This is a genomic window from Corynebacterium sp. MSK218 (genome assembly GCF_030232655.1).
Lineage (GTDB): Bacteria > Actinomycetota > Actinomycetes > Mycobacteriales > Mycobacteriaceae > Corynebacterium.
In genome coordinates this window covers 35229-54944 of the sequence record NZ_JASPGN010000011.1, presented here as the reverse complement: position 1 = coordinate 54944, position 19716 = coordinate 35229, and the positions used below count along the sequence as shown (strand labels likewise).

The following is a 19716-nucleotide window of genomic DNA, read 5'->3' as shown; positions in this document are numbered from 1 at the left end:
TCGTATTGTTGCGGTTTGCGGCTACGGTCGCTGTGCACGTATGGCGGGGACTCGCGAATTGTCCTTTATCCATGCCGCGGCTTGAGGATTGATGAAGTCCGCTACCATTTGGATGGCGCTATCAACGGAGTCGAGATGTGCGCCTTCACGGGCTATATCGTGTTGTTGCACGATTGATTCATGATGAGAGCATCTATTTCTCATTGTGTAAACAACGGATACAAGTTCTTCGAATTCCTGTCTGCTGTCAGGAGTCTTCTCTAACGCCCTCTTTACCTGAGGCCAGATGCTTGCTTGGTAGTGGCTACTTAAGAGGAAGCGCCAGAAGTCGAAGCTGAGCTCAGCAATGATTTTTCCTGACGGCGCACCTTCTTCTCCGGCTCGTCTTTTCGCCTTACGGATGTTCTTCCTGGCTACATCGGTGAAGGGTATTCGAACGTCGTCAAACCATCGGTCACCGTATCGTCTGGCCAGGGCATTGTGAATGCAGTTTCGGAGGAGCACCTCAAGATGCTCAATGTCGGCGAGATAAGTCTTCGTGAGGTGAGTATTCCAAAGGTATAGCGCTTCTGGTCGGGGATGCTCGGCGTACCGGCTCATCCGTGCGGATGAAAACCATTGCGATAGCGGTACTGCGGTCGATCTTGGATTACTCATTTGCACATGCTATTCTCTATTTTGAAAGCCTCGGGACGATCCCTGCACTACAAAAGTAGGAGCAAATCGCCGAGGTTATTGATTTTTGGGGAAGTCAACTTCGGGTCAACGGCCGGACGGTCTGCCTAGAATTGGGGATTTATAGGCTCTGAACGGTTGCGTCAAGAAGGCGCGTTGCAAGCATATATCCGGCCATTTGGGCCCCTTAATCCGCTCGCGATAGCGGGTCAAGATGAAAACGACGAAAACCCGCAGTTTCCTGCGGGTTAGTGGTCGGGATAACAGGATTTGAACCTGCGACCTCTTCGTCCCGAACGAAGCGCGCTACCAAGCTGCGCCATATCCCGGTGTCTCGCTCTAAGCGGTACCGGATTACTTTAACGCACCCCGGGTCGAAAGGACAAAACGGCAGCGTGGCGGGTCTTTCTCAGGTGGCCTTAAAGGTCTTAGGTTGCTGAAGTGGACTTCTCTGTGATGCGCAACAGCGTGGCCGATGGGCGGCAGAAGACGCGGAAGGGAACGAACTTGGAGGTGCCTAGTCCGTTGGAGACATGCATATACATCGGCCCGAACCGGTGCAGTCCCTGGGCGCGGGCACGGTCGATACCACAGTTGGTCACGATGGAGCGCGAGCCCAACACCTTAAACGGCAGGCACAACTGGCCGCCGTGCGTATGCCCCGACAGGGAAAGCTGGTAGCCGTCAGCGGCGAACCTCTCCAAGACGCGGGGTTCCGGGGAGTGGAGCAGCGCTAGGGAAAGGTCAGCGTCTTCGTTCGGGGCGCCGGCGATTTCGGAGTAGTCATCCAAGTCATGATGCGGGTCGTCCACACCAGCGGCAGCGAGGCGGACGTCGCCCACCTTGAATTCCACGCGGGCTTGGTTGGCGTCGTGCCAGCCGTGCTCAAGGAATGCAGCACGCATGCCCTTCCAAGGCAAGTTCACATAGGACGGCGTGTTCTTTTTGCCAATCAAGTAGTTGAAAGGATTCGGGATGCGCGGTGCCCAGTAGTCATTGGTGCCGAAGCAGAACATACCCGGGCGGCTCAGCAGGGGGCCAAGGGCACGGAGGACGTCGGGAACGCCACCTTTGTCGGAGAGATTATCGCCGGTATTAACCACGAGGTGTGGGTCGAGGCGGTCGAGGTCCGATACCCACTCGATTTTGGCGCGCTGGCCCGGAATCATGTGGAGGTCGGAGACGTGTAGGATGCGGAATTCTGGCTCCTCGCGCAGCGTGCCGGGCTCCAGCAGAGGTAGCGTGTACTCCTTGAGCTCAAACTTGGTGAGCTCCGAGTGCGCCCACGCGGCAACACCCAGGCCTGCGGCGGCGAGTCCGCCAAGGATGGGAAAAATCTTCACCCTCCCCACCCTACCTGGGCGAGCTAGCGTAGATTGAAGGGCATGAGTGAGTTGAAAGAAACTATCCGCGCCGACCTCAAGACCTCGATGAAGGCCAAGGACAAGGCCCGCACGTCCGCCATCCGTTCCCTCCTGTCCGCCATTCAGGCGGAGGAAACCACCGGTTCCCGCCACGAGATCACCGATGAGGACGTACTCAAGGTCATCGCGCGCGAGATTAAGAAGCGCCGCGAGTCCGCTGAGGTATACGCCGAGAATGGCCGCCCGGAGTTGGCGGAGGCCGAGCTTGTCGACGTCCCCTTTTTCGAGGCCTACCAGCCCGAGCAGCTTGACGACGACTCCCTAAACGCCCTCGTCGCCGACGCAATTGCCGAGGTAGAAAAGGAGTCCGGCGAGCCGGTCACCATCAAGCAGATGGGCAACGTCATGAAGGTCGCCAACGCAAAGGCCGCTGGCCGCGCAGACGGCAAGCGCCTGTCCACCGCCGTGAAGGCTGCCCTGAACTAAGGGGGCTAAAGCCCGAAGAAATCCCGCACGTCGTTGGTGAAGCGGTCCACATCATCCTGGTTGATGAGGGGCTCCGGCTGTGCGGGCGGCTGGCCATCGCCACCGCCACCACCACCGCCGCCGTTGTCGGTGGGCGGCTGGTAATTGTAGGTGCCTGACGTGGAACTATCGTCTGAGGTGGTGGCCGAGGAGCCGTCGGAAAGCTGCAGCGTTACCTCCGCACCTTTCTTGGTGCCGGACGCGCCCGTGATGACGCGCACCACCTTGCCGTAACCCACACCAGGGGCGGCCACTTCCGTGGTTTTTACCGTGTAGCCGGCCTTCTCCAATGCGGCGCGGGCTTGGCTTTCGGACTTGCCCTTGAGGTCGTCGATAAGCGGCGAGACCGTACCCGAATCATAGGCGCGGTCATAATCCGGTACCGTGCCTTGTGCGGCCTCCGGCACGCGCACCGCCATGGTGTAGAACGTCGCCGCCGGCTCAAGGCCACCGAAGAGGTTGCCGCTCCCGCATTGACGCACCGGGCCGGTACACAGCGGGGTCGTTGTCGTGCCGTCGTTATAGATGTACGGCGCGGCCGCCACCGCCGAGTTGAAGCCCAGGAAAGCTGAGGACTGGTTGGATTCCGTGGTACCCGTCTTAGCCGCTGCCTGGCCGCGGAAGCCCGCCGCGCGTGCCGATGCCGACGCCGTGCCCTTCTCCGTATCGGCCGTCATGTTGTTCTCCAGCGCCTTAGCCACTTCCTTGCCCACCGCGCGCTCGCAGGGCGTGTGCTTGATGTAGACCTCGTTACCGTGGGCATCGGTAACTTCCTCGATGGGGTTCGGCTCGCACCACATGCCTTCCGACGCCACCGTGGCGCCCACATTAGACAGTTCCAGCGCATTGACCGCCGTGGGGCCCAAGGTGAAGGAACCCAGGTTGGATTCCTTGATGTGATCCGCAATGGAGGAGTTTCCGTCATAGCTGCCTGGGTCTTTATAGGAGCGCAGGCCTAGTTTCACGGCCATGTCCACCACCTGCTCCACGCCGAGCTGCTCGATGAGCTCGATGAAGGGGGTGTTGGGGGAGTAGGCCAACGTATCCTGCAGCGTCATCGTCGAGGCATAGTTGCCCGCATTCTCAACGCAATACTTATTCGGCGGACAGTTCTCCGCGCCGCCGAAACCAAGGCCTTCTGCTTCGTAGCGCTTCGGCACGGCGAGGCGGTCCTTGATGCCATAGCCCGATTCGAGCGCGGCCGCGGCCGTAAACAGCTTGAATACGGAACCTGCGCCATTGCCCACGAGTGAGTTCGGTTGCGGCAGCAGGGTCTCATTGTTCTCCAAATCCAGGCCGTAGGTGCGGGAAGACACCATGGCCAGGACCTTGCGCGAGTCAGTGCCGGGCTTGACGACGTTCATCACTTCCGCCACGCCCGCCGCATCCGGCGCGGTATGACTGCGCACCGCGTTTAGGGCCTGATCCTGCACATCGGGGTCGAGTGTGGTCTTGACGGTGAGGCCACCGCGAGCTAGGTGCTCACGGTCGATGCCTTTATCGGCGAGGTAGCTCAAGACATAATCGCAGAAGAATCCGCGGTCGCCGGCGCCGATGCAGCCGTTGGGCAAGGTAGCGGGGCTATCGAGCACGCCGAGAGGCTGCTGGGCAAAGTTATCGGCGTCCTCTTGGGAGAGGGAGCCGTTGTTGACCATGGCCTGCAGGACGACGTTGCGGCGGTCCCGCACGCCTTCCTCGTTGGTATAGGGATTGAGGTACTCGGAGGACTGCACCATGCCAGCCAACATGGCGGATTGTGGCACGGTGAGATGCGCGGCATCGGTGCCAAAGTAGGTACGGGCTGCCGCCTCCACGCCGAAAGAATGGTTACCGAAGGGAACGAGGTTGAGATAGTTCGTGAGGATCTCGTCCTTGGAAAGCTTTGCATCGATATCGGTGGCCATGCGCATCTCGCGCAGCTTGCGGGCCATGGATTGTTCAGTAGCAGCTTGGCGCTCTTCATCGGTAGTGGCGTTGACGAGCAGGAGGTAATTCTTCACGTACTGCTGATCAATGGTGGACGCGCCCTGGGAAACGCCACCTGCTGCCAAGTTGGTCCACAGTGCTCGGAAGTTTCCCTGCAGGTCCACGCCTTCGTGCTCGTAGAAGCGGCGGTCCTCGATGGCCACCATGGCCTGCTTCATGGCATCCGAAATCTCATCGGGTTGCACCGAATGGCGGCGCTGCTCATAGATATAGGCCAAGGTGTTGCCTTTAGCGTCCAGGATGGTGCTCACGCCCGGGGTATCGCCGTCGGTGAGATCCTGAATATCCGATTGCATCGTTTCGTTGGTCCTGGCTACGGCCACACCGCTCACACCTGCGATGGGGGCTAGTGCGAGGGCAATGAGGAGGCCCACCAGTACTGTGGAGAGAACGAGCTTTCCCAGGGATTTGATGACAGTCACCCTCCACACACTACGTGCTTCGAGGCTGATCCGGGAGACCCCCCTAAAGTGTGACCTATTAGACAGGCATATCGGTTAGTGAATAGACTAACGGTGAGTACATAATATTCCGCCATATTGAGGGTTATTCACTTTTATGAGGTGGGATGGGAGCTTGGAAGGAGTTACCTAGCCATGGCAGTCAGTGTAAAAGGTGCAGGACGGTCCGCAATGGTAAAGAATGCCTCTTCGACCACCGAACGTGGTGAGTGGGTTACCCAAGCCAAGTGTCGCAACGGCGACCCGGATGCCCTGTTTGTACGCGGCGCGGAACAGCGCAAGGCCGCAGTTATTTGCCGTCACTGCCCGGTGCTCAACGAATGCCGTGCGGACGCCCTGGATAATCGCGTCGAATTTGGCGTGTGGGGAGGCCTGACGGAACGTCAGCGCCGCGCTCTTCTGCGCAAGAATCCGCACATCACCAGCTGGGCACACTACCTTGCAGAAGGCGGCGAATTAGTCGGGATTTAAGCGCCGGAGTTTAGTAGCATGGAACCCATGACTAAATGGGAATATGCCACCGCGCCGGTTCTTACTCACGCAACCAAGCAAATCCTGGATTCCTGGGGTGAAGACGGCTGGGAGCTCGTCACTATCACCCCGGGTATGAACCCGGAAAACGTGGTTGCTTACTTCAAGCGCCCGCTGGAGGAATCCTAAATGACCGCGCGCGCACGTCTGGAAGAGCTCGGTTTCGAGCTTCCGTCCGTTGCCGCTCCGCTCGCATCGTATGTCCCTGCCACCCGTGTGGGTGGCCAGGTGTGGACTTCTGGCCAGCTGCCCGTCGTTGACGGCGAGCTGCCCGCCACCGGAAAGGTGGGCGCGGAAGTTTCCGTAGAACGAGCCCAGGAGCTGGCACGCACCGCAGCCCTCAACGCACTCGCGGCCATTGATGCCGAAGCGGGCTTGGACAACATCACCCGCGTGGTGAAGGTCGTGGGCTTCGTCGCCTCGGATCCTTCCTTCACTGAGCAGGCCGCGGTTATTGATGGTGCCTCGGAATTCTTGGGGGAGCTCTTTGATGAGGCCGGTGTGCATGCACGGTCTGCCGTGGGAGTGACGGTGCTGCCGAAGGATTCTCCCGTTGAGATCGAAGTCATCGTAGAAATCGCTGAGTAATCGGATAGGGTTAGAACCATGGAGCATCCTGCATATAGCCAATTGCGTCCCGTGAGCAAGTCCGTCGGTGTCGTGCTGTGTGACAACCCCAGCTACACCGCCCTGGAAGGAACCAACACGTGGATCATCCGTGCGGGGGAGGATTCCCGCGCCATTGTTGTTGATCCGGGCCCCGAAGATGAGGGCCACCTCAACGTCGTCACCGCGAAGGCGGGTGAGGTTGCGCTGATCCTCCTGACCCACCGTCACGATGACCACGCGTCGGGTGCACAGCGCCTGCGCCAGCTTACTGGCGCTCCGATCCGCGCTTTCGATCCGAACTACTGCAATGGGGCCGACGCGCTTGTCGACGGTGAAGTGATCGACATCGACGGCGTCACCCCCCAGCTCGAGGTAGTCCACACCCCGGGCCACACCGCTGATTCCACCTGTTTCTTCGTGTGGTCCGACGAGGCTAAGAACTCCACCCTGGAGGGCATCCTCACCGGTGATACCATGGCTGGCCGCCACACCGTCTTGCTTTCTGAAACCGATGGTGATTTGGGCGATTACCTCAAGACCTTGGATCTCTTGGAGGAGCGCGGCAAGAATGTTCCGCTGTTCCCGGGCCACGGTCCGGACTTGGAGGACACCTCCGCGTTTGCCCGCAAGTACATCGACCGCCGTCACCACCGCCTCAACCAGATCAAGGAAGTTCGCTCCCGCTTGGGTGAGGACGTTGACGTTAAGACGCTGGTGGATGAGATGTATGACGACGTCGACCCGGTCCTGCGCCACGCGGCTGAGCAGTCCACGCGCACCGCGTTGAAGTACCTCGACGCTGAGAAGTAACCCGAAAACCACGAAGTCCCCCGATATTCTCGGGGGACTTTTTCGTATGCAGTGAGGGGCGCGTTGAGCGCTCTCTCAGCGCGCCTTAGGCGGGCGCGCTCGAAGAGCACCACATGTTAGCGCGCGCGGCGGGCGAGGTGCTCGGTATCGACGATGAGCACCGACTTGCCCTCGAGGCGAATCCAGCCGCGGTGGGCGAAGGTAGCCAGGGCCTTGTTCACGGTCTCACGGGAAGCGCCGACCAGCTGGGCGATCTCTTCCTGGGTGAGGTCGTGGTTGACGCGCAGGGCGCCGCCTTCCTGGGAACCAAAGCGGTTGGCCAGCTGCAGCAGGGTCTTTGCCACGCGACCAGGCACGTCGGTGAAGATAAGGTCAGCCAGGTTAGCGTTGGTGCGGCGCAGGCGACGAGCCAGCACACGGAGGAGCTGCTGGGCAATCGCCGGGTGGTCAGCAACCCACTGCTTGAGCATCTCGGAGTTCATGGTTGCGGCGGTGACCTCGGTAACGCACACAGCGGAGGAGGTGCGCGGGCCCGGATCGAAGATGGACAGCTCGCCGAACATATCGGACGGGCCCATCACCGTCAGGAGGTTCTCGCGGCCGTCCGGGGCGTGGCGGGCAAGCTTAATCTTGCCCGAGGTGATGATGTAGAGACGGTCACCCGGCTCACCCTCATCGAAGATGGTGGTGCCGCGCGGGAAGCGGACAGTTTCCATCTGCTCAATCAGGTTCTGAACTGCCACTGGGTCAACGCCTTGGAAAATTCCAGCGCGGGAGAGGATGTCCTGTACGCCTTCCACTGTTACTCCTTAAAGCCTGCGCAGAGGATAGATTGATACACACGCAAGCAGGTTGTGTTGGTTGTTGACGCACCTGCTGTGGCAGTGCGTCAAGAGGCACTGTCCAATATCATACAGTGTAATTTGTCACCTTTTCCAGCAGCCTGAAAATAATCACACGCTATGAGAACTTATTTAGTTCTCGAAGGCAGTTGCCTCAAGCTTTTCCATCAAAATGGCAAAGAGCGCGAGGCCCAGCGGGACCAGCAGTACAAGCGAAATCATGTGTCCTACTGTACCTGGGCGCCAGTAGAATAAGGCACATGCCTCTCGACAGTCACCGCGACTCCATCCACACTGCTGAGCGCGCCGCCCACATCCGCGCTGCTCTCGCGGCGGAATACCCGGACGCTGACTGCGAGCTCAATTTTTCCAATGCCCTCGAGCTCCTTATCGCCACGGTGCTGTCGGCACAATGCACGGATGAACGCGTCAACCAGGTCACTCCACACCTTTTCGCGACCTATCCCACCGCCCCGGACTATGCAGCTGCCGACCGTGCAGAATTAGAAAGCATCCTGCGCCCGCTGGGCTTCCAGCGGGCAAAAGCCGGCCACCTCATCGGCATCGGGGAGAAACTCGTGGGCGAATTCGACGGCCAGGTTCCACGCGGCATTGATGAGCTCACTTCGCTTCCGGGCGTCGGCCGCAAAACCGCCCTCGTTGTGCGCGGCAACGCCTTTGGCTTGCCCGGCATCACCGTGGATACGCACGTCACACGACTAAGCCAGCGCCTTGGGCTTACCGCGGCGAAGACGCCGCGGGCGATTGAGAGGGACGTCGCCAAGCTCGTCCCCGAAGACGAGCAGACCGTGTTTTCTCACAGAGTCATCCTCCACGGCCGGCGCGTGTGCACTGCCCGCTCGCCGCGGTGCGGGGCCTGCGTCCTTGCCCCGTGGTGCCCGTCGCGGGGTTAAGGTGGAGCAATGAGCCAATACTCCCGGTGGCCTGGATATGTGAAGGCCAGCATCGTCGCCGTCATTATGCTGGCGGCGCTTGCGCTGGTTGGCGTGGTCAACCTCCTTGAGAACGATGAACCGGAAGTTGCCGTGCCGCAATCCCAGGAAGCGGACGTGGCCCCGCGTCCCAAGTGTCCGGAAGGCCCCATCGCCGGGGTAGATCTTCCGTGCCTGGGAGCTTCCAGCACGGCCGCAGCGAAGAATATTCAAATCGTCACCGTGTGGGCTTGGTGGTGCGAACCGTGCCGAACTGAGCTTCCCTTCTTCCAAGACATCGCGCGCTCGCACTCCACGTGGAATGTCGTCGGCGTGCACGCAGACCCGAACGCAGCAAACGGCGCGGCACTCCTTGATGATCTAGGCGTGGACATCCCCAGCTACCAGGATGAAAAGGGCACTTTTGCCGGCGAGCTTAGCCTGCCGGGCGTCATCCCCATCACGCTGGTGGTGCGCGATGGCCAGGTCGTGGAAAAGTTCGTCAAACCTTTCACGTCGGCTGAGGAGCTGGAAGAGGCCATCGATGAGGTGCTCAAGTGAGTCGCCTTCACCCTGCCCGTGCCCCTGAGTGGTTGCGTCCGGCGCTGGGCGTCGATACGCGCGCGGTGCAAGAGCGCCTTATCCGCCACGTGCGGCCGGCGAAACGTCGCCGTGAATCGGCGGTGTTGGTGCTGCTCAAAGGCGAGAGCTTCGAAGATGGCGAGGTACTGCTCACGCACCGTTCGCCGTCGTTGCGCTCCCACTCCGGCCAAATTGCGTTTCCCGGCGGGCGCAAGGACGAGGGGGACGCCTCGCTTGTCGACGCCGCCCTGCGCGAAGCCGAAGAAGAAACCGGCCTCGACCGCTCCACGGTCACACCTTTGGAACAGTGGGGCAAGCTGGACATCCGGGCGACCGGTAACACCGTAAGCCCAGTTTTGGCCTACTGGCATACTCCCGGCACTGTGTGGCCGGCCAGCCCTGCCGAGACCGATGATGTCTTCACCGTCCCGCTCCGGGAGCTGGCAGACCCGGCAAACCGCATCATGGTGGGGCACAGCCGCTGGAAAGGCCCTGCTTTCCGGTCGCGCGGCTACCTGGTGTGGGGCTTTACTGCGGGGGTGCTGTCAGGATTGATGGATCATGCAGGCTGGTCCGTAGAGTGGGATAAAAATAAGGTCCATGATCTGCGTGAATCACTCACTCGCTCACTCAATAATGAGAAGATGGGTTAGTTCTGCTGCCTTTGAGTGAAAGTGTTCTCTGTGTCCCTAGCTGTTGACATCGCCATTGTGATTGCCGTGCTCCTCGCCGTGCGCGTGGGCTGGCGTCAGGGTGCGCTGACCGCAGTGCTTGCAGCGGTAGGTGTCATTGCAGGCCTAGTGCTGGGAACAGTCGCCGCCCCAGCGGCGATGCAGCTGGCGGACCAGCCAGCAGTGCGGTTCCTGCTGGCTGTCGGCGTGCTTATTCTCTTGGTGGGGCTGGGGCAGTTGGTGGGGGCGTCGCTAGGCGCGGCGTTGCGGGACCGTATGCGCACGCGCTCGGGTCAACGCGTGGATTCTTCCATCGGTGCGGTCTTCCAGTCCGTGGCGGCGGTTGTGGTGATTTGGCTGGTGTCCCTGCCGTTGGCCTCCAACCTGGGTGGGCAGCCAGGCCAGGCGCTGCGTGAATCGCGAATTCTCAGCGGCCTTAACGCCGCAGCTCCTGACCGTTTAGCCTCATTGCCGAATGGTCTGGCGGCCATGCTCAACGATTCCGGCCTTCCGCCTTTGGTGTCGCCGTGGGAGCGATCCGGCGCGGACGTTGAGGTGGAAGCACCTGAAATAGAGATTGGGGACCCGGAGCTGCTGGAGCGCGTCCGGCCTTCTGTCATCCACGTGTTGGGTGACGCTGAGGCTTGCTCGCGGCGCCTTATGGGCTCGGGTTTTGTAACGGAGCCGGATTACGTCATCACGAATGCGCATGTTGTGGCCGGTACGGATAAGGTGCGCCTCGATACGGTGCTGGGGCTGAAGGAAGCGGACGTGGTGTATTACAACTCGGACGTGGACATTGCTGTGCTGCATAGCCCGGGCCTAGGTTTGGATCCCCTGCCGTGGGCAGAGGATGTTGCGGTGACCGGCGATGATGCCATTGTCTTGGGCTTCCCCCAGTCGGGTCCGTTCAGCGCGGAGACCGCGCGTATTCGGGATCGCCTCACTATTGCCGGGCCGGACATTTACTCCACCGGCCGCGTGGAGCGCGACGCCTACACCGTGCGCGGTAACATCCGGCAGGGCAATTCCGGTGGTCCCATGATTACCCCGGAGGGCCAGGTGCTGGGCGTGGTCTTTGGTGCGTCCGTGGAGGATTCCGACACCGGCTATGCACTTACCGCGGACGAGGTGCGCGGCCACATTGGTGACGTCACTATGCTTGCCGACGCCACCCCCACCGGCTCCTGCGTCGGCTAACTGTTGCGCGCTTACTTAAGGTGTTTTAGTCTTTGGCGCATGGGGGTATTAGAAACCTACTTCCACTACCGCAACTCGGGGATCGCGCTAGTGGAACAAGCATCCAGCTCACCCGATGAGCTCCGCGCGCTCGGCGCCGACCCAGCCGATGCCGCAGAACTCGCGCACCTTCATCGCATCTACTTCGGGCAGACTCGCTTCACTGGCAAACAGCGCAAAGCACGTGCCGCCGCGGTGGCACAAAAGCATGGCCTAGCCACTCTCACCCTGATTGAGTCCTACACCACCAAAGTCAACAAAGACCTCGACGCGTGGAACCTACGCATAAAACTTGCCGGAACACCTGCCCACAAAATCCGCCAGGTAGCCACCAAGCGTTTAAAGGAGCTTCGTGCCAAACGCGAAGCTAAACCCGGAGTCCGCTTCACCTACCGGTCCAAAGGACCGAACTCCATCACCATCACCGACACTCCAACCGTCATCGCCGACATCCGCGGAACCCTCGAATCCGTCAACAAAACAAACCTGCTTGACGCTGCCCGCACCGTCATTGTCACCGGCGGTATCGGCACCAAACCTGCCGTACATGCCCAAGTCGTAGTCACCCTCAACGAGCTCGACCAAATTATTAACGGTGATGGGGAGGAAATAGAACTTAACCTCACCAACGGCGCACGCATGACAGGCGCAGACTTCTTGGCCTACAAGTTTGCCGAGATTGGCTACGCCACCATCATCCACCCCCTTGAAGGGCCCATTAACTCTTATAGGATTCAACGGCATGCCAGCTGGAAGCAACGCATCAGCCTGTGCGCCGAAACCCAAACCTGCTCACGCGACGGCTGCAACAAACCCGCAGACTACTGCCAAGTCCACCACCTCATCCCCTGGCAGGCAGGAGGATTCACCAACATTAAAAACCTCACCTTCCTGTGCGCCTACCACAACGGTATTAACGATGATGACCCGAAACGGCCCACAGGCAGGGGCTACATGTTCCGGTTGAATACCGGGGTGAGCTACATCCCGCCCTGGGGTGTGCCAATTACCGCCATGCCCGAATACCAAGAAGCGATAGCCAGACTCGCCGCCGAACAAACAGGACAAGCCACAGGCCAGCCACCCGACCCACCGCCAGGAACAGGCCAGCCGCCCGCCCCACCGCCGCGTGCAGGCTAAACGCCCGCGATGAGGCAACGCGAGCGCCGGAACGCCTAACCACGCGCCCGCGCCGAAACCCGCGAACCACACCACGGTTAGCGGGCACATCGGCGATCCCACAGCTAGTGGAGGCAAGCGCCGAGACGGCGAAACCCGCCGACCAGAGGAGGTTGGCGGGTTGGGAGGCGTCGCTAAGCGCAGGCTAGTGGCCGGTACCGATTTCCAGGTGCATACCCGGAACCGAATTGATGAGGTTGCGGGTGTAGTCCTGCTGGGCGTTGTCGAAGATGTCGTCGGCAGTGCCCTGCTCGACGGCCTGGCCCTTCTTCATGACCACGATGTCATCGGCAGTCTGGCGGACCACCGCGAGGTCGTGGGTGATGAAGAGGTAGGAGAGGCTGAGCTCGGACTGAAGCTCGGCCAGCAGCTGGATGATCTGGTTCTGCACCAACACGTCGAGGGCGGAGACGGCCTCATCGAGGACGATGACCTCCGGCTTCAACGCCAACGCGCGGGCAATGGCGATGCGCTGGCGCTGACCGCCGGACAGCTCGTTGGGGTAGCGGCGCATAGCCGAGCGTGGCATGGAGACCATGTCGAGAAGCTCGGCCACGCGGGCCTCGCGTTCCTTGCGGGAACCAACCTTGTGCAGCGCGAGGGGTTCTTCGATGCACTTATAGATCGAGTACATCGGGTCCAGCGAGCCATACGGGTTTTGGAAGACCACCTGCATCTTACGACGCAGGTTAAACAATTCCTTCTTCGACAACGTCGAAGTATCGCGACCTTCAAACTCAATGGTGCCGGAGGTCGGCTCCAAAAGACCCAACACCATGTTGGCCACCGTGGACTTGCCGGAACCAGACTCGCCCACCAAGGCCAAGGTGGTGCCTCGGCGGATGTCGAAGGAGACATCGTCCACGGCCTTTAGATGCTTCTTCTCACCGCGCTGGCCACGGATGTTGAACTCCTTGGTCAGGTTGCGCACCGAAATCACCGGTTCCGCAGTGCCTGGCGCTGCGGCATCAGAGGCGGTCGACTGCGCGGAGAGCGGAACAGCGGCACCCGGCTCCACCGCAGAAGTTTCGGCGCTGCTGAGGGCGCCGTCGGCGGCGTTGGCCTCGCCGGTCTTCAGCTCCTTCGCTTCCACGCCGGCCTCCTTGGCGGCGCGGATGCGGGAAGAGGCGAGGGAGGGGGCGGCGTCGACAAGCCGGCGCGTGTAGGGGTGCTGCGGGGAACGCAGAATCTCCCGCGAGGGGCCCGACTCCACGATGCGGCCTCGGTGCATGACGATGAGGTGCTCGGCGCGCTCGGCGGCCAGACCTAGGTCGTGGGTAATGAAGAGCACCGCATTACCCAGCTCCTCAGTGAGGTGCTCCAAGTGATCCAGAATGGTCTTCTGTACCGTCACGTCAAGGGCGGAGGTGGGTTCATCGGCGATGAGCAGTTTAGGGCGCGCAGCCAAGCCAATGGCGATGAGCGCGCGCTGGCGCATACCGCCGGAGAACTCGTGGGGGTACTGCTTGGCGCGGCGTTCGGCGTCGGGAAGCCCGGCCTCCTCTAGGAGCTCGACGACGCGCTGATGGCGCTCGGAGCCCTCCACGACGTTGTTGGCCTTGAGGGATTCCTCGACCTGCGTGCCGATGCGCCACACCGGGTTGAGGTTGGACATCGGATCCTGCGGGACCAGGCCAATCTTGTTGCCGCGCAGCGCTTCGAATTGTTTGTTGTTGTAGTGGGTAATGTCCTCGCCTTCGAAGAGGATTTGGCCGCCGGTGACCTTGCCGGTTCCCGGCAAAAGCCCCAGGATGGACATCGCCGTGGTGGACTTACCCGAACCGGACTCGCCCACGATGGCCACGGACTGGCCAGGGTAAATGGACATGTTGACGCCACGCACGGCCTCCACCACGCCGGTCGACGTGGTGAAGGAGATCTGGACGTCCTTCATTTCAAGAAGTGGAGTAGTCATTAACGCTTCCTCGCCTTCGGATCGAGCGCGTCGCGGACGACGTCACCCATCATGATGAAGCTCAACACGGTCAGGCCCAAGGCACCCGCCGGGTAGAACAGAACTGCCGGGGCCACGCGCAGGGACGCCTGCGCGTCGGAGATGTCGCCGCCCCAGGACACGAACGTCGGCGGCAAACCGATGCCCAGGAAGGACAAGGTAGCTTCCGCCACGATGTAGGTACCCAGCGCCACCGTGGCGTAGGAAATGATGGGAGCAGCAGCGTTCGGCAGGATGTGGCTGAACAGGATGTGCCAGTTCGATGCGCCGATGGAGCGCGCGGACTGGACGAACTCCTCGTTCTTGATGGAGACCACCGCGCCGCGGGTAATACGGGCGATGGATACCCAGCCGAAGAGGCCGAGGACTAAGACCACCGTGATGATGGTGCGGTGCTCCTTGAACATCTGCATGACCACGATGGCGGCCAGCACCAGCGGGATGGCGAAGAAGATGTCCGTGATGCGGGACAGCACGGAGTCGATCCAGCCACCGAAGAAACCAGCGACGGCACCGATGAGGGAGCCTAGAACCACCACGAGGAGGGTGGTAAGAACGCCCACGGCTACCGACGCCCGCGCACCGTAAATGACGCGGGAGTAAATGTCGCAGCCTTGGCGGTTAAAGCCGAATGGGTGGCCGGGCTCAGCTGGGGCGAGGGATTTGGACAGCTCGCACAGGCGCGGGTCGGTATTGGTAAACAGACCTGGGACGACGGCCATGAGGATGGCCACGAGGATCATGACGGCCGCAATCCAAAACAGTGGGCGGCGGCGCAGGTAGCGCCAGGCCTCGCCCCACTGGGAGGAGGGCGCAGATTCGTCTTTGACGGCGTCGACTGCGCCGAGGCCCGTCTCGTCGGTTCCGGAAACGAAGTGCTCTTGGCCCGGGTAGGGGGTAGTTTTCTCGAAGTTAGGCATAGCGGATCCTCGGATCAAGTACGGCGTACAGGAGGTCAACGAGCAGGTTGGCGATGATGTAGATGATCACCAGGACCGTCGTAAAGGACACAATCGTGGTCGGCTCGCCGCGCAGGATGGCCTGGTACATGGTGCCACCGACGCCGTTGATACCGAAGATGCCCTCGGTGACAATCGCACCGGTCATGAGCGCACCAATGTCGGCACCGATGAAGGTGGCCACGGGAATCAGCGAGTTGCGCAGCACGTGGCGGCGGGTTACCGCACCGTTGGAGAGGCCTTTCGCGCGGGCGGTGCGCACGTAGTCAGCACGCAGGTTCTCTGCCACGGACTGGCGGGTCAAGCGGATGACATAGGCCAGCGAGAGGGCGCCGAGCACCATGGCTGGCATAAGCAGCGATTTCACCGAGGCGTTCGCGCCGACGGTTACCGGCAGCACACCCCACTTGATGCCCACGATGTACTGGAAGACAAAGCCGATGACGAAGGACGGCACGGCGATGACCAGCAGGGAAATGACCAGCACGGTGGAGTCGAAGAAGCCGCCGCGGCGCATACCGGCGACAACGCCGAAGAAGATGCCGAAGACAGCCTCGAAGATGATGGCCATGACGGTGAGTTTGACGGTGACCGGGAAGGCGTTTGCCATCACTTGGGTCACGGGCACGCCGGAGAAGGTCGTGCCGAAGTCCAGCATGAAGATGCCCTTGATATAGAGCAGGTATTGGATGATGAACGGCTTGTCGAGGTTGTATTCGGCCTCGATGCGGGCGCGGGCAGCCTCGGTAAGGCCGCGGTCACCGCCAAGGGCTTCGACGGGGTCGCCGGGCATCAAGAAGACGAGCGCGTAGATGAGCAGGGTGGCTCCGAAGAACACCGGAATCATCTGGAGCACTCGGCGCCCGATATAGCGCAACATAGTGTGGTCCTTTACTCGTTTGTGGGCAGGTGCTTGTCGACGCCCTGTTAACAGGCGCCCACGTAGCTCATAAGGATTTTAGTGTGTGATCTAAGGTGGCGAGAAATCTATAGAGCGTTTCGAATCACACTTACGGGTAAAAACGTGGGGAGACCCCCGCTCCACCGAGGTTGCGGGGGTCAAGCGAAAAGCCTGGGTGAAGGCTTACTTCTTGGTGATGTTGTAGTACACCGGCTGGGACTTCCAGGAGAAGACGACGTTGTCGACGTTCTCGGAGTAGCCGCCGGTGGCGTTGGAGTACCACAGCGGGATGGCCGGCAGATCCTTGAACAGGACCTCTTGAGCCTCGATGTACTTCTTGTTGGCCTCGTCGTCGGAGTGGGCGGTCAGGGCTTCGTCGAGAGCCTTGTCAAAGTCCGAGTTAGCGTAGTCGCCGTCGTTGGAGGAACCGCCAGTCTTGTAGAGGGGGGCAAGGAAGTTGCCCTGGCTCGGGATGTCTGCCTGCCAGCCGGTACGGAAGGCGGTCTTGATGGTGCGGTTGGTGACCTCATCGCGCAGGGACTTGAAATCCGGGTACGGAGCGCCGACCGCTTCGATGCCGAGGGCGTTCTTAACAGAGTTGGTGGTGGCGTCTACCCAGCTCTTGTGGCCGCCGTCGGAGTTGTAGGCGATCTCCAGGGACGGGTTATCCCACTTGTTGATCTTGTCTGCCTCTTCCCACAGCTTCTTGGCCTTCTCCGGGTCATACTTCAGGACCTCGTTGCCCTTGATGTCCTCGGTGTAGCCCGGCAGAACCGGGGAGGTGAAGTCCTTGGCCGGGGTGCGAGTGCCCTTGAAGATGGTCTCGGTGATCTCCTCGCGGTTAATCGCATGGGAGATGGCCTGGCGGCGCAGGGCGCCTTCCTCACCGGAGAAGTGCTCGAGGTTCTCACCCAGGGTGAAGGACTGGAATACGGCGGTGGGCTGGTTTACTGCGCGCTCGCCGAGGTCTGCCTCGTAAACGTCGAAGGCGGAGTCCGGAACGGCGTCGAGAACGTCGAGGTTACCGGAGAGCAGGTCGGCGTAGGCAGCGTCCTGGGAGGCGTAGAAGACGAACTTGATGCCGTCATTCTGCGGGGTCTGTCCACCCTTGTATTCCTCATTTGGAACGACGGTAGCGTCCTGGTTGTGGTTCCACTCGGACAGCTTGTACGGGCCATTGGTGATCGGGTTCTGGCCGTAGGCGTCCATGTCGTCGTATGCAGACTCGTGGAGCGGGTAGAACGCGGAGTAGCCCAGCTGTGCCGGGAAGTCCTGCTCTGGGCTGTTCAGGGCGATGGTAAAGGTGAGGTCGTCGACGACCTTGAGGCCCTCCAGCTTCTCGACGCCCTCCTTAAAGCCCTTGATGTTGGAGAAGAAGGACGCGTTGAGCTGATCGTTAGCTACGGCGTAGTTCCACGCATCAACGAAGCTGTTCGCGGTGACCGGGGAGCCGTCGGAGAAGGTGGACTCCTTGAGCTTGACGGTGAACTCGGTGTTGTCATCATTCGGCTCGATAGACTCAGCTAGCTCGTTCTGAGCTTCACCGTCACCGTCGTAGTAGACGAGGCCGGAGTAGAGAGAGCCAACGATGCGGCCGCCGCCGGTCTCATTGGTGTTGGCCGGAATCAGCGGGTTCTGCGGCTCGGAGCCGTTCACAACAATGATTCCGTCGCCGGAACCGGATGCAGCGGTGGAGCCGGAGTCGGAATCGCCGCCACAAGCCGCGAGGGTAAGCGGCAGGGTAGCGGCGGAAACAACGGCAAGCGTCTTCTTGAGCGTCATGTGGGTCTTAGACCTCCGTGGTGCGAAAGATGTAGAAAACCTGTGGTTTGGTTTGTTATGAAGCTACCGTGTGTCGTGACTTACATACAAGAAATCGGAAAATATGTCCTGTGATGAAAGCTATAGTTTGCTAGGTATTCGTCGCCGACCTGCGTTTTCCTCGAAGAATAAAAATGTGCCCCACCCCCTGTGTGGGGTAGGGCACTGAATTTCTATGTATGTTACGTACTTCGCATCCACTGGATGAGGGTCTGGGCGAACCCACGCGGGTTTTCCAGGAAGGGCAGATTCTTCGTTCCGGGAATCGTCGTGGCGGTAAAACTCCCGCGGCAACGCCTCGCCGCGCGTCGGGCCACCGGCCGCCACAGCAGCTGATCAGCATGGATGAACAACACCGGCGCGGCAACCGTAAGGTCGAGCCAACTCAACGGCACGACGGCCGTGCGCAGCCGGTGATTCCACAAAATGCCGCGACGCACATTGCCAATCTGGGAAGCGGCAATGCGCAAGCGCAGAGATTCCTCGCGTGCGTCTTCGCTGAAGGAACCCAGTGCATCGAGATCCATTTCCCTCCGGTAGGCAGATTCGCGCATCAGCAACCGCGGCGTGCGCAGCCAACCCATGCGGCACAACGTGGCGCGCAGGAGTACCCACCCAAAATCCCACGGGCGGGCAGCAATCGCGCGACGCAGGTCAGCCGGGTGTGCAGCGGAGACAGACACCAGTCCCCGGACACGCTCGGGGCGCTCCGTCGCCAGCGCCCACGCCACCGCACCACCGGTATCAGCACCAACGAGGAAAGCATCGTCATGGCCCAGCGCCCGGATGGCCCCACTGACGTCACCCACCGCGACACGAATATCTTGCCCAGGTTCCAGTGGAGGCTTATCCGACAGTCCGAAGCCGCGCATGTCGAGGGCGGCGACGTGGAAGCCGGCGTCGGCAAGCACTGCGATGACATCCCGAAAGTCGAACCATCCGCCAAAGGAGCCATGCAACAGCACCACGAGGGGATTGTCCGGGTTGCCGGCAGTCGCGGCGTGGAGGCGGATGCCGCGCGTGTGGAGGAACTCGTGCTCAAAGGGGCCGTCGAGCTCCACCACGGACGGGGACAGGGACGTCATTGCTGCAGGCCTTTCAATAGACGAAATCCGCCCCTCGGGGGACGAGGGGCGGGGGTAAAGGGGGAAAGCGAAAGGACCCTAAAATTTAGGTGTAGAGGCCGCGTTCGATGGACTTCTCAGCTCGGCCCGGGACCAGCTTCTTGAGTTCCTTCGTGGACTCAATGGTCTTCTCCGGTGCCTTGACCTGCTTGACCTGCTTGAAACCGATAAAGGCCACAATGGCGGCGATGACCACCATGATGAGGAAGACAATCAGGAACGCAGCCCAGCGGTCGAGCCAGACCGCCAGCAGCTCTGCCAGGAAGAAGAAAAAGAAGAAGGAGCTGTACAGCGCCACGGTGCCGGCGACGCCGAACATGCCCGCGCCGATGCCGCCCTTCTTGGCGGAGGCGGCGAGCTCGGTCTTAGCCAGCTCCACCTCGGAGCGCACCAACTGGGACATCTGCTCGGTAGCGTTAGAGACCAGCTGGCCGATGGATGCTTCGCCGCGGCGGGAGGTATCGGCATCACTCAGGGGGATGCTGTCTACCTTCGGGGCGAACTGGTTGGACCCGTCAGTGAATAGTCCGTCGTTGCTCACGGTTAAAAAC

Annotated in this window: 20 protein-coding genes and 1 tRNA gene; 10 read left to right on the top strand and 11 right to left on the bottom strand. The window is 60.9% G+C overall.

Going from position 1 to position 19716, the window contains the following annotated elements; genetic code table 11:
* Window positions 1-21: 21 nt before the first annotated feature.
* From QP922_RS09830 to QP922_RS09820, 3 genes are all read right to left on the bottom strand, one after another.
* A complete protein-coding gene (locus tag QP922_RS09830; protein ID WP_239107326.1) occupies window positions 22-600 on the bottom strand; it encodes a hypothetical protein in 579 nt (192 codons plus the stop codon).
* Window positions 601-927: 327 nt separating this feature from the next.
* Window positions 928-1004 (bottom strand) — tRNA-Pro (locus QP922_RS09825).
* A 99-nt stretch (window positions 1005-1103) separates the two neighbouring features.
* Window positions 1104-2018, bottom strand: a complete 915-nt coding sequence (locus QP922_RS09820) for a metallophosphoesterase (protein ID WP_284809241.1) — start codon at window positions 2016-2018, stop codon at window positions 1104-1106.
* Window positions 2019-2060: 42 nt separating this feature from the next.
* Here QP922_RS09820 and QP922_RS09815 point away from each other — a divergent pair, with 42 nt between their 5' ends.
* Window positions 2061-2525, top strand: coding sequence for a GatB/YqeY domain-containing protein (locus QP922_RS09815; protein WP_284809239.1), 465 nt, complete (start codon window positions 2061-2063; stop codon window positions 2523-2525).
* Window positions 2526-2530: 5 nt separating this feature from the next.
* On the opposite strand, the gene QP922_RS09810 is transcribed toward QP922_RS09815, so the two are convergent.
* Window positions 2531-4972, bottom strand: a complete 2442-nt coding sequence (locus QP922_RS09810) for a transglycosylase domain-containing protein (RefSeq protein ID WP_284809238.1) — start codon at window positions 4970-4972, stop codon at window positions 2531-2533.
* Between the two features lie 174 nt (window positions 4973-5146).
* Between QP922_RS09810 and QP922_RS09805 the strand changes: the two genes are divergently transcribed.
* The 4 genes from QP922_RS09805 to QP922_RS09790 are packed head-to-tail and all read left to right on the top strand — an operon-like array spanning window position 5147 to window position 6961.
* Window positions 5147-5482 carry a WhiB family transcriptional regulator gene (locus QP922_RS09805; protein WP_210388167.1) on the top strand — a complete coding sequence of 112 codons (336 nt, stop codon included), beginning with the start codon at window positions 5147-5149 and terminating at the stop codon, window positions 5480-5482.
* A 27-nt stretch (window positions 5483-5509) separates the two neighbouring features.
* A complete protein-coding gene (sp36, locus tag QP922_RS09800) occupies window positions 5510-5671 on the top strand; it encodes a Sp36 family protein (RefSeq protein WP_010189965.1) in 162 nt (53 codons plus the stop codon).
* The gene (locus tag QP922_RS09795) at window positions 5672-6130 is read left to right on the top strand and encodes a RidA family protein (RefSeq protein WP_284809236.1); all 459 of its coding nucleotides are present in this window, start codon (window positions 5672-5674) and stop codon (window positions 6128-6130) included.
* Between the two features lie 18 nt (window positions 6131-6148).
* Window positions 6149-6961: an MBL fold metallo-hydrolase gene (locus QP922_RS09790; RefSeq protein ID WP_284809234.1), complete on the top strand. Its 813-nt coding sequence runs from the start codon at window positions 6149-6151 to the stop codon at window positions 6959-6961.
* A 116-nt stretch (window positions 6962-7077) separates the two neighbouring features.
* On the opposite strand, the gene glxR is transcribed toward QP922_RS09790, so the two are convergent.
* The gene (gene glxR / locus QP922_RS09785; protein ID WP_039673331.1) at window positions 7078-7761 is read right to left on the bottom strand and encodes a CRP-like cAMP-activated global transcriptional regulator GlxR; all 684 of its coding nucleotides are present in this window, start codon (window positions 7759-7761) and stop codon (window positions 7078-7080) included.
* Window positions 7762-8063: 302 nt separating this feature from the next.
* On the opposite strand from glxR, the gene nth reads away from it, so the two are divergent.
* The 5 genes from nth to QP922_RS09760 are packed head-to-tail and all read left to right on the top strand — an operon-like array spanning window position 8064 to window position 12367.
* Window positions 8064-8717, top strand: coding sequence for an endonuclease III (gene nth / locus QP922_RS09780; RefSeq protein ID WP_284809232.1), 654 nt, complete (start codon window positions 8064-8066; stop codon window positions 8715-8717).
* A gap of 9 nt (window positions 8718-8726) precedes the next feature.
* Window positions 8727-9296: a TlpA family protein disulfide reductase gene (locus tag QP922_RS09775; protein WP_284809231.1), complete on the top strand. Its 570-nt coding sequence runs from the start codon at window positions 8727-8729 to the stop codon at window positions 9294-9296.
* Complete coding sequence (locus QP922_RS09770; RefSeq protein WP_284809229.1) at window positions 9293-9970, top strand: NUDIX hydrolase; 678 nt, start codon at window positions 9293-9295, stop codon at window positions 9968-9970. Before QP922_RS09775 ends, QP922_RS09770 begins: the two co-directional genes overlap by 4 nt.
* Before the next feature lie 21 nt (window positions 9971-9991).
* Window positions 9992-11188, top strand: a complete 1197-nt coding sequence (locus tag QP922_RS09765) for a MarP family serine protease (protein WP_284809273.1) — start codon at window positions 9992-9994, stop codon at window positions 11186-11188.
* A 39-nt stretch (window positions 11189-11227) separates the two neighbouring features.
* Window positions 11228-12367: an HNH endonuclease signature motif containing protein gene (locus tag QP922_RS09760; protein WP_284809227.1), complete on the top strand. Its 1140-nt coding sequence runs from the start codon at window positions 11228-11230 to the stop codon at window positions 12365-12367.
* A 184-nt stretch (window positions 12368-12551) separates the two neighbouring features.
* On the opposite strand, the gene QP922_RS09755 is transcribed toward QP922_RS09760, so the two are convergent.
* The 6 genes from QP922_RS09755 to QP922_RS09730 form a co-directional block, all read right to left on the bottom strand.
* A complete protein-coding gene (locus QP922_RS09755; RefSeq protein ID WP_284809226.1) occupies window positions 12552-14321 on the bottom strand; it encodes an ABC transporter ATP-binding protein in 1770 nt (589 codons plus the stop codon).
* Window positions 14321-15280 (bottom strand): ABC transporter permease, encoded by a 960-nt coding sequence (locus QP922_RS09750; protein ID WP_284809224.1) that lies wholly within the window; start codon window positions 15278-15280, stop codon window positions 14321-14323. Before QP922_RS09750 ends, QP922_RS09755 begins: the two co-directional genes overlap by 1 nt.
* Window positions 15273-16199 (bottom strand): ABC transporter permease, encoded by a 927-nt coding sequence (locus QP922_RS09745; RefSeq protein WP_284809222.1) that lies wholly within the window; start codon window positions 16197-16199, stop codon window positions 15273-15275. The genes QP922_RS09750 and QP922_RS09745 overlap by 8 nt, the downstream gene beginning before the upstream one ends.
* A 204-nt stretch (window positions 16200-16403) precedes the next feature.
* Window positions 16404-18002 carry a peptide ABC transporter substrate-binding protein gene (locus QP922_RS09740; RefSeq protein WP_284809220.1) on the bottom strand — a complete coding sequence of 533 codons (1599 nt, stop codon included), beginning with the start codon at window positions 18000-18002 and terminating at the stop codon, window positions 16404-16406.
* Between the two features lie 221 nt (window positions 18003-18223).
* Entirely contained in the window at window positions 18224-19126 is a 903-nt protein-coding gene (locus QP922_RS09735; RefSeq protein WP_284809218.1) for an alpha/beta fold hydrolase, read from the bottom strand.
* An 85-nt stretch (window positions 19127-19211) separates the two neighbouring features.
* Window positions 19212-19706 (bottom strand): phage holin family protein, encoded by a 495-nt coding sequence (locus tag QP922_RS09730; RefSeq protein WP_239186959.1) that lies wholly within the window; start codon window positions 19704-19706, stop codon window positions 19212-19214.
* Between the last annotated feature and the right edge of the window lie 10 nt (window positions 19707-19716).